The sequence below is a fragment of the Actinoplanes sp. NPDC048791 genome, assembly GCF_040650095.1.
GTDB lineage: Bacteria > Actinomycetota > Actinomycetes > Mycobacteriales > Micromonosporaceae > Actinoplanes.
In genome coordinates, this window is record NZ_JBEZGQ010000347.1 from 1 (window position 1) to 7,738 (window position 7,738).

Sequence of the window (7,738 nt, forward strand, 5' to 3'; positions counted from 1 at the left end):
CGGCGGGCACCCTGCCCTGCGACATCTACGCCGGGGGCGGCGCGCCGTGCGTCGCCGCGCACAGCACCACCCGCGCGTTGTTCGGCTCCTACAACGGCGCGCTGTACCAGGTGCGCCGCTGGTCGGACGGCGCCACCACCAATGTCGGCGTGCTCAGCGCCGGCGGCTACGCGAACGCGTCCACGCAGGACTCCTTCTGCTCGGGCACCTACTGCACGATCGTGCGCATCTACGACCAGACGACGCGACACAACGACCTGACGATCGCTCCCGGCGGCGGCGCCAATCCGACCGCTGACCAGGGCGCGAACGCCGCGGCCCTGCCCGTCACGGCGGGCGGGCACAAGGTCTACGGCGTCTACATCTCCGCCGGCAACGGCTACCGGAACAACGCGACGAACGGTGTCGCGACCGGCAGCCAGCCCGAGGGCATGTACATGGTCACCGAGGGCACTCACTTCAACGACCGGTGCTGCTTCGACTACGGCAACGCCGAGACCAACAACCTGGACACCGGCAACGGTGACATGGACGCGATCTACTTCGGCACGCTGTGCTGGTTCTCGCCCTGCGCGGGTGGACCACGAGTGGCCGCGGACCTGGAGAACGGGCTGTTCGCCGGGGGCAACGGCTCCTGGACGGCGAACACCGGACGCGGCACCCCGTTCGTGACCGCGGTGCTCAAGAACAACGGCACATCCACGTACGCCATCAAGGACGGCAACGCGCAGTCCGGCGGCCTGGCGACCCGGTACGACGGAGCGCTGCCGAGTCAGGCGGGCTACCGGCCGATGACCAAGCAGGGCGCGATCATCCTCGGTATCGGCGGGGACAACAGCAACGGCTCCGTCGGATCCTTCTTCGAGGGCGTCATGACCAGCGGTTATCCGAGCGACGCCACCGAGAACGCAGTGCAGGCGAACATCGTCTCCGTCGGCTACGGCAAAAATGTCAGCTTTCCGGCGAACGGCGGCACCTACCGGCTCACCAACCTGGCGAGCGGCAAGGTGCTCGACGCGGTGAACTGCGGCACGGCCAACGGCACGGCGGTCGACCAGTGGCAGTCACTGGGCAACACGTGCCAGCAGTGGCGCTTCGCCAACGTCGGCGCCAACAAGTGGACGATCACCAACGTCAACGCCGGCAAGGTGCTCGACGCGGTCAACTGCGGCCAGGCGCTCGGCACCGCCGTCAACCTGTGGCAGCCGCTCGGCAACCTGTGCCAGCAATGGGCGGTCATCCCGGCGGGCAACGGCCGCTACGAACTCGTGGTCGAGAACAGCGGCATGGTGCTCGACGACGTCAACTGCGGTACGGCCGACGGCACCAGGGTCGACCTCTGGATGTGGCTGAACAACACGTGCCAGCTCTGGTCCATCGCACCCTAGGCGCGGCCGGCGGCGGTGCGACGCCGGGCAACCGGCTGCTGAAGCCAGGACGAAGTGCTGGTGAAGCCGCCGGCCCGCATCCTCTCCTGGTCGTGGCCGATCGGTGCCACAGTGACCAGAGGAGAGACATGGCCGGCATCGCACCCCGCCCGGCGATCGCGGTGAGCGGGCTCCGCAAGTCGTTCGGCGGCACCGCCGTCCTCGCCGGCATCGACTTCGAGGTCCCGGAGGGCACGACATTCGCCCTGCTCGGACCGAACGGTGCCGGCAAGACCACCGCCGTGCAGATCCTGTCCACGCTGATCGGATTCGACGGCGGCAGCGCGTCGGTCGCAGGACACGACGTCGTCCGGCAACCCGGCGCGGTCCGCGCCGTGATCGGAGTGACCGGCCAGTTCTCGGCGGTGGACAGTCTGCTGACCGGTGCGGAGAACCTGATCCTGATGGCCGACCTGCATCACCTGGACCGGGCCGAGGGGCGGCGCCGGGTCAGCGGTCTGCTGGACCGCTTCGATCTCGCCGGCGCGGCCAGGAAGGCGGCCGCGACATACTCCGGTGGGATGCGCCGCCGGCTGGACCTCGCGATGACACTGGTCGGCCGGCCGCGAGTGATCTTCCTGGACGAACCGACCACCGGGCTTGACCCGCGCAGCCGGCAGCTGATGTGGCAGATCGTGCGGGAACTGGTGGCCGACGGCGTCACCATCTTCCTGACCACCCAGTACCTGGACGAGGCCGACGAACTGGCTGATCGGATAGCCGTGCTCGATCACGGCGAAGTCGTCGCAGCCGGGACGCCGGACCAGCTCAAACGCAGTGTCCCCGGAGGGCACGTGCGCCTGCGGTTCAGTGACGCGGCGGGCCTCGACGTAGCGTTCCGCACGCTCGGGGGAGCGACCCGCGACGACGAGGCGCTGAGTATGCAGGTGCCCAGTGACGGTGGAGTGCCGGCGCTACGGCAGTTGCTGGCCCGGCTGGATCAGCACGGGATAGAGGTCGACGAGCTCACCGTGCACACCCCCGATCTCGATGATGTGTTCTTCGCTCTTACCGGCCGCCCGGCCGAGACCGGGCAGGTGAACCGATGAGAGACGCGACGACCATGCTGCGCCGCAATGTGCGGCACACCCTGCGCAACCCCGGTGCGTTGATCATGACCATCGGGCTGCCGGTCGCCCTGCTGCTGTTGTTCGTCGGCGTGTTCGGCGACGCCCTGAACGCGGGCCTGGGACTCGCGCCGCGCAACGGCGACTACATCGACTACGTCCTGGCCGGAATCATCCTGATGGCCGTCGGGTACGGGGCCACCACGACGGCGCTGGCCGTCAACCGCGACATGACAGAAGGCGTCATCTCCCGGTTCCGCACCATGGCGATCTCCCGCGCGTCGGTGCTGACCGGGCACGTCGTCGGTTCCGTTGCCCGGACGCTGGTGGGCGTCGCCCTGGTGATCGGTGTCGCGCTGCTGCTCGGATTCCGCTCCGATGCCGGCCCGATCCGGTGGCTGGCCGCGCTCGGCCTGATCGCACTCATCTCCCTCGCTCTCACCTGGCTGGGCGTCGCGGTCGGACTGGCCGCTCGAACGGCGGAGGGCACCGGGCCGTTCACCCTGATCGTGCAGCTACTACCGTTTCTGAGCAGCGCATTCGTCACCCCGGCAGCCATGTCCGGACCGGTACGCTGGTTCGCGGCCCACGAACCTTTCACCCCCGTCATCGACACGCTCCGGGGGCTACTGCTGAACCTGCCGGTCGGCGACACCGCCTTGCTCGCTGTGGGCTGGTGCCTGATTCTCACGGCGGCGGGCTATCTGTGGGCGCGACTGCTGTTCCGGCGTGATCCCGTCCGGTGAATCGGCCGGGCCCGTAGTGCGGCCGACGCGGCGGCTCTCAGCCCGTCGTGGTCCAGGCCCGCGTACGACGACACGGCATCGGTGTACGCGGGCAGGTCCGCGCTCCGGGCGACTTCCCGGACGCGGACGGGGGACATCGTCGGCTGGAAGCCCCGCTGCCATCCCAGCCGGTCGGCCAGCGCGATCAGCCGGACGCCGGAGGCGGTGGCACCGTCGTCCAGGTCGACCATCGCCAGGGCCAGCAGAAGCGAACCGCAAGCGGGCAGGTCGACGACGGTGGCGGAGGCGACGGTGGCCGACGCGAGGTCCGGCAGGGTGCTGGTGAGGTCTTCGACCAGGGCGAGCCGGCCGTACCGGGCATGGACGACGACAGCGACGGACCGGACCTCGGACGCCCACGGTCCGGTACCGGAGGGTCCGCCGGCCCTGAGCGCTTCGGCGGCTCGCCGCCAGAGGTGCAGGCCGCCGTCCACGTCGCCTCGGCTGAGCAGAATCTCCGCGCGGGCACAGACGTCGAACATCGCCAGGCCGAGCTCCTCGGCACCACCGGCCGGCGCGAGCTGCTCCAACCCGTGCTCGGCCTCGGCGAAGGCGCCGCGCTGCAGATTCGCCAGCACGATCGCCCAGCGGGCCCGGGACGCGCTGCCCCGGGCCCCGTGCTTCTCGACGATGGACAATGCGGCGCTCAGGTGCCGGAATGCCTCCTCCCCGGGTTCGACCTGCAGGCAGAACTGGCCGATGCGCGCGTGGGCGACGGCACGGATCCATCCGCCGGAGTCCTCGGCGAGGCAGTCGAGCATCCGCCGCGCCGCTCGTAGCGCACCGTCGAGGTCGTTGGCGTACTCCAGCGCGGAGGTGAGGGCGTAGTTGGCGACGGCGGCAGTCAAGGGGTCTGCGCTGGTGCACAGCTCACTCAGCGCATCCGCATCCGCAGCGCTCAGGGCGGCCTGGACTGCTCCGACGAAAGTGCCCGGTACGGGCGGTGGCAGCCGGCGCAACGTCACCAGGGCACGCAGCGGGCGAGGGCCGCGCAGCAGAAAAGCACTCAGCGCGCAGAACGCCGCCGCCGTACGGGCCGCCTCGACCAGCGCAGACTCGGGCCGGAGTCGCGACAGCACCGGCGGGACCTGCTCGGCCAGCATCGCCAGGCGGGTGAAGTTCGATTCGGTGAACCACATGATGCCCAGCACCGCCGCGGTGGCCGCGACCGTCACGCCGTCGCCGCGATTTACGGCGGATCGAAGGGCCTCGATCAGGTTGTCCTGTTCGGCGCGGATCTCGTCCACGGACGAGCTGAAGTCCGAGGCGAATGCCGCCTGCTGGTGCCGGACCCCGAAGTCACGAGCCCACCCGAGGAAGTCGTCGACGACCCGCTCGTCCTCGCCGGCCGCCCGTCGACGCCCCAGGCTGAACTCGCGCACGGTCTGCGCCATGCCGAATCGCGTTCCCTGCCCGCTGTCGTCAGCTCGCAGCAGTGACTGGTCCACCAGGCGTTCCAGGACAGTATCGCCGCCGATCAGGTGACGTGCGGCGAGGGCGGTGAAGCCACCGGGAAACACCGACAACTCACGCATCGCCCGCTGCTCCGACGGCTCCAGGAGCTGCCAGCTCCAGTCGACGACGGCGTGCAATGTGCGGTGCCGTGGTGGCGCATCACGCGCATTGCCGCGCAGCAGGCCGAACCGGTCGTCCAGCCGGTCGGTGAGCTCGGGGACGGACATCGCCCGCACCCGCGCCGCGGCGAGCTCCACCGCGAGCGGAAGACCGTCCAGGAACCGGCACAGCCGCTCGACAGCTGCCGGGGGCAGGCCGATGCCGGGTCGGGCCGCTCTGGCCCGCAGGCGGAACAGCTCGACCGTCGTCGGCAGGTCCAGCTCCCGCAGCTGGTACACCGATTCGGCGGACACCTCGAGCGGGGACCGGCTGGTCGTGAGCACCCGCAGGTCCGGCACCGCCGACACCAGGGACTGGGCCAGCTCGGCGGCTGCGTCGACAACGTGCTCGCAGTTGTCCAGCACGAGCAGCGCGGGGCCGGGGACGAGGGCCTCGGCGATCATGGTGAACAAATCAGCCCGCCGGGCACCCCGGCCGGCCGGGTCAGGGGCCTCGCCCGCCATCAGCGCCGACGCCACCTCACCCGCCACGTCACCGCCGGTGCTGATCCCGGCGAGCTCGACGAAGTGCACCGTCCGGTGTGACGCCTGCATGCTGACCGCTTGCGCGAGCCGGGTCTTTCCCAGGCCTCCGGCGCCGACGATCGAAGTGATCCGGGACGTCCGCAACAGCTCCGCGACCGCGGCGATGTCCTCGTCCCGGCCGAGCAGCGGGTTGGGCTCGTGCCGGACGCCCCTGCGGACCCTGGGGGCGTCGGCGAGCAGCAACTCACGGTGCACCTGCCGCAGTTCGGGGCCGGGGTCACTGCCCAGTTCGGTCCGCACCGCCAGCCGGTACGCCTCGTACCGGGACAGGGCTGCGGCCAGGCCATGCGTCGCCATTTCCCCGCGCAGTAACTGCGCCAGAATCTCCTCGTCCCGCGGACGCTCCGCAGCGAGCTCATGGAGTGGCCCCGCCGCCTCGGCATGGTGTCCCAGCCGCGCCAATGCCAGCGCCCGGGCGCGCCTGAGCAGCCGCCAGGTCGGCAACCGCGCGGCGCGCAGCATGGCCAGCGGGTCAGCCGACCCGATGTCCCAGCCCGTGGCACCCGCACACAACGCGAGACCGGCCTGGGCGTGGTGCAGCGCTCCCGCGTGGTCGCCGTCCCGGGTGCAGCGCCGGCTCGCGGCTGCACTGAGCAGGACGGCGGAGGCGTCGACCTGATCGTCGCCCAGCGCGAGCCGGTAGCCGGCCGGCGTACTGACGATGACGCCGGGGCCGAGCCGGGCGCGGGCCCGCGTCACCAGCACCTGCAGGGCCTTGACCGGGTGCTCGGGCTGCCCGTCGGGCCAGAGCGCGTCCGCCATCCGCGCGGTGCTGCAGCCGGCTCGGAGATCCTCGGCCAGGAGCGCGAGCAACCCTCCCAGCCGGGCACCGGCGATCTCCTGACCGCGATGACTCACCCTCGCCAGCAAGGTGAGCTCGATGTCCACAGTCGTACGGTAACGGAACCGGTCATCACCACGACGACGCGACGGTGCCTCTCAGCGGGGGAACGGCGGCAGCGCCCGGGTGTCGAGCCACGCGGCGAACAGGTCGTCCAGCGGCTCGCGGGCGAAGCGTTGCGCGTGCGCCCGGAACTGCTCGGTCGTCACCGTCGCGTGCCGGTGCTCGGCGACCCACGCGCGCAGCATCGTGAAGAAGGGCTCCTCGCCGATCCGTTTGCGGAGGGCGTGCACCGTGAGGGCCCCGCGCTTGTAGACCAGCGGGTCGAACATGCGGTCGATGCCCGGGTCGGCCACGATGACGTCCCGCGGGCGGGCCGCGATGCGGTCGTACCACTGCGCCGCCAGGGCATCGGCCGGCAGGTCACCGGCGACGCCGGCCCACAGCCATTCCGCGTACGTGGCAAAGCCCTCGTTGAGCCAGATGTGGCGCCAGTCGGCCACCGTGAGGCTGTTGCCGAACCACTGGTGGGCCAGCTCGTGGGCGACGAGCCGTTCGTGCGTGCGCCGCCCGTCCAGGTGGTTGCGGCCGAAGATCGCCATGCCCTGCGCCTCGACCGGGTCGTCGAGGTCGTCGTCGGCGACCACGACGACGTACTCGCGGAACGGGTACGGCCCGAACAGCCGCTGCATCGCCGCCATGATCTGGCCGTGCCGGCCGAGGTCGTGGGCGGCGTTCGCGCGCAGCGCGGGCGGGATCGCGGCGCGCTGCACCACGTCGCCGGCCGCCAGCTCGAGCAGCTCGTAGCGGCCGATCTGGACGCTCATCAGGTACGGCGAGGTCGGCTCGGACCGCTCGTACACCCACGTGGTGCTGCCCGCGCCGCGCCGCCGGGACACGGGATCGCCGGTCACCAGCACCGTGTACGGCGAGGGCGCCGTGACCGCCACCCGGAAGGTGGCCTTGGCGCCGGGCTGGTCGTCGCACGGGAACCACGACGGCGAGCCGTTCGGCTGGCTCGCCACCAGCACCCCGTCGGTGAGCTCGTCCCACCCGAGGTCACCCCAGCGGCCGGAGATCGGCACGGGCTTGCCCGCGTACCGGATCTCCACCCGGAAGGTGTCCCAGGCGCCGATCGGGCGCTCGGGTCTGATCTGCAGCTTGTCCGGCCGGTGCGTGTACTTCACCCGGCGGCCGTCGACCCGGACGTCCTGCACCTGGAGACGGCCGAGGTCGAGGGTGAACCGGGACAACGGCTGCTCGGCGATCGCGGTGACGACCGCCCGGCCGGCGAGCCGGTTGGACACCACCCGGTAGTCCAGGTCGAGGTCGTAGTGCAGGACCCGGTAGCCGCCGTTGCCGTGCCCGGGCAGGTACGAGTCGCTGGAGTGGTCGGCGCCGGGCGTGGCACCACGGGACCCCGGCGCCGGGGTCACGGCCGGCGGGCGGCGCCGCGGAG

General features: G+C 71.2%; 5 protein-coding genes. 3 read left to right on the plus strand and 2 right to left on the minus strand.

The genetic code is table 11. The annotated features are described in order from the left end of the window. From AB0C29_RS23705 to AB0C29_RS23715, 3 genes are all read left to right on the plus strand, one after another. On the plus strand, positions 1–1,388 hold a 1,388-nt coding region (locus AB0C29_RS23705), incomplete at its 5' end, for an arabinofuranosidase catalytic domain-containing protein (RefSeq protein ID WP_360823817.1). 128 nt (positions 1,389–1,516) lie between these two features. Continuing rightward, on the plus strand, positions 1,517–2,476 hold the full coding sequence (locus tag AB0C29_RS23710; protein ID WP_360823820.1) for an ATP-binding cassette domain-containing protein: 960 nt from the start codon (positions 1,517–1,519) through the stop codon (positions 2,474–2,476). Then, positions 2,473–3,240, plus strand: coding sequence for an ABC transporter permease (locus AB0C29_RS23715; protein ID WP_360823823.1), 768 nt, complete (start codon positions 2,473–2,475; stop codon positions 3,238–3,240). The genes AB0C29_RS23710 and AB0C29_RS23715 overlap by 4 nt, the downstream gene beginning before the upstream one ends. Here AB0C29_RS23715 and AB0C29_RS23720 read toward each other — a convergent pair. Continuing rightward, positions 3,195–6,326, minus strand: a complete 3,132-nt coding sequence (locus AB0C29_RS23720) for a BTAD domain-containing putative transcriptional regulator (protein WP_360823826.1) — start codon at positions 6,324–6,326, stop codon at positions 3,195–3,197. The genes AB0C29_RS23715 and AB0C29_RS23720 overlap by 46 nt on opposite strands. A 51-nt stretch (positions 6,327–6,377) precedes the next feature. Further along, entirely contained in the window at positions 6,378–7,715 is a 1,338-nt protein-coding gene (locus AB0C29_RS23725; RefSeq protein ID WP_360823829.1) for a M1 family metallopeptidase, read from the minus strand. Between the last annotated feature and the right edge of the window lie 23 nt (positions 7,716–7,738).